2 protein-coding genes are annotated in these 1878 nt (G+C 65.4%); both read right to left on the reverse strand.

The annotated features are described in order from the left end of the window. Positions 1-835, reverse strand: an 835-nt coding sequence (locus HF921_RS12490) for an efflux RND transporter permease subunit (RefSeq protein ID WP_215893925.1), incomplete at its 3' end; no start/stop codon positions are given. Next, a partial coding sequence (locus tag HF921_RS12495; protein WP_319025495.1) for an efflux RND transporter periplasmic adaptor subunit occupies positions 832-1878 on the reverse strand: 1047 nt, incomplete at its 5' end. The genes HF921_RS12495 and HF921_RS12490, both read right to left, overlap by 4 nt.

Genomic DNA, 1878 nt, shown 5'->3' on the forward strand with positions numbered 1-1878 from the left:
GGACGGCGGCATCGGTGAGCAAGGGTGGCGGACCGACCTGTACCCGCCCCAGCGCGCCCAACGCCAGCGGGGCGCGGATGCCTTCGGCGTTGGCCGGGCCGAGGGGCAGGGTCAGGGTGGCCAGATGCGCCGTATCCACCGGCCGCGGCGTCGTGGCGACGATAAATTGCTGGTGATAGGCATGCAGAACGCCGGAGAAAAAAGGCCCCTGGGCGCGGCGGAGGGTGTCGATCACTTGCTGTGCCGTCAGGTGATATTGCGCCAGGCGCACCGGGTTCAGATCGATATGCACCTGCGGCCAGCCGCGGCCGGTGCTCTGCACCTGATAGACACCGGGAATCGCCAGCAGGGCGGGGCGCACCTGGAAGGCGAAAGTCGGCATCATCGCCGAACTGTCCTGCTGATTGGAGACCAGCGCATACTCGGCGAAGGGGTAAGTGTAGGGCGCCATGCGCGTCACCCGCATCTGCGCGCCAACGGGTAAGCGAACCTGCGAGAGGCGGGCCTGCAGCATGAGATAAGCGGTCTGCGGATTGACGCCGGGATTGAAGTAGACATTGAGCTTGGTCAGCCCGTTACCGGTCTGCGAGCGCACCAGCCGGACGCCCGGCTGACCCTTGGCCAGCGCCTCCAGCGGTCGGGTGATCTCGACCTCCATGAACTTGACCGGCAGGCTGCCGTCATTGACCAGTACCGTAACGCGCGGAAAATCGACATTGGGAAACACGCTTTCCGGCAGACCTTGCAAGGCAAACCAGCCGGCTGCCAGCAAAAACAGGGTGGCGAGGATTATACTGAAGCGATTTTCCCAGAGAAAATCCAGATAGCGCTTCATGGCTTTTGGACCTGCACGGGGGTGCCGGCGACAAGACGGGCATTGCCGGAACGGATGACGAACTCGCCAACCCGGAGATCACCGCTGACCCAGGTACGATCGCCCCGACTGGCAACGATACGGACGGGTACCACGACCGCCCGTCCGTGGCGGACGGCGAATACTTCGGTGCGGGCGCCACGCATGACTATACTGGCGGTCGGTAAGACGAGGGCCGTTGCCCCTGGCGCGGACAGTCTTACCTGCAGCCATTCACCCGGCAGCAGCAGGCTGTGGGCGGGCAGATCAATATAGACCGACACCAGACCCAGATGCCGCGCACTTTGCCCGACAGAGCGAATCTTGCCATGCCCCTGCCAGCCGCTGCCATCAAGCCCTACCACCATTCCCGGCTGCAGCCCCTGCGCCACGGCAGGGGTGACATAGGCGTGCATCCAGGGTATCCCGCGCCCGGCGAGGGTGGCGATGGGCTGGCCGGCATTGACCACTGCCCCAGCGGGTACCAGATAATGCAGGCTCCCGGCGAACGGAGCAGTCAGTTGCTGCTCGTTGGCTTGCGCCTGCAGGACACGGAGAGTGGACCGTGCTTCATCCAATGTCAGCTTCGTCCGTTCCACATCCTGCCGGGAGAAGACGCCATCGGTATAGAGCTGTCGGTTGCGGAGCCACTGACTGCGGCTGAAAGCGACCCGCGCCTGAGCGGCGCTGATGGTCGCCCGCAGGCCGGGCGGCGCGATACGCGCCACCATGGCGCCGGCGGGGATTTGTCCGGCCGGCAGCAGCGGGCCGAGCACCCGGCCGGTCACGGCGGCGGTCAATGTCACTTGACCGTTGCTCTCGACGGTGGCGAGTACGGTGTTCTCCTGCCGAGCCGGCGCGGAGGCGACAGCGGCTACGCGTACCGGCAGCGCCCAAGCCGCGCTCATGCCGGTCAGCCAGAGCAGGATGGCGAGGCCGATAACGGCGGGCCAGCGTGGGGAAATGTGGATCATCGAGCGTTGGCGAGGGGTCATGACGATTTCCTTTGATCGGGCAACAAGCCA

The organism is Acidithiobacillus ferriphilus (assembly GCF_018854775.1).
Taxonomy (GTDB): Bacteria; Pseudomonadota; Gammaproteobacteria; order Acidithiobacillales; family Acidithiobacillaceae; genus Acidithiobacillus; species Acidithiobacillus ferriphilus.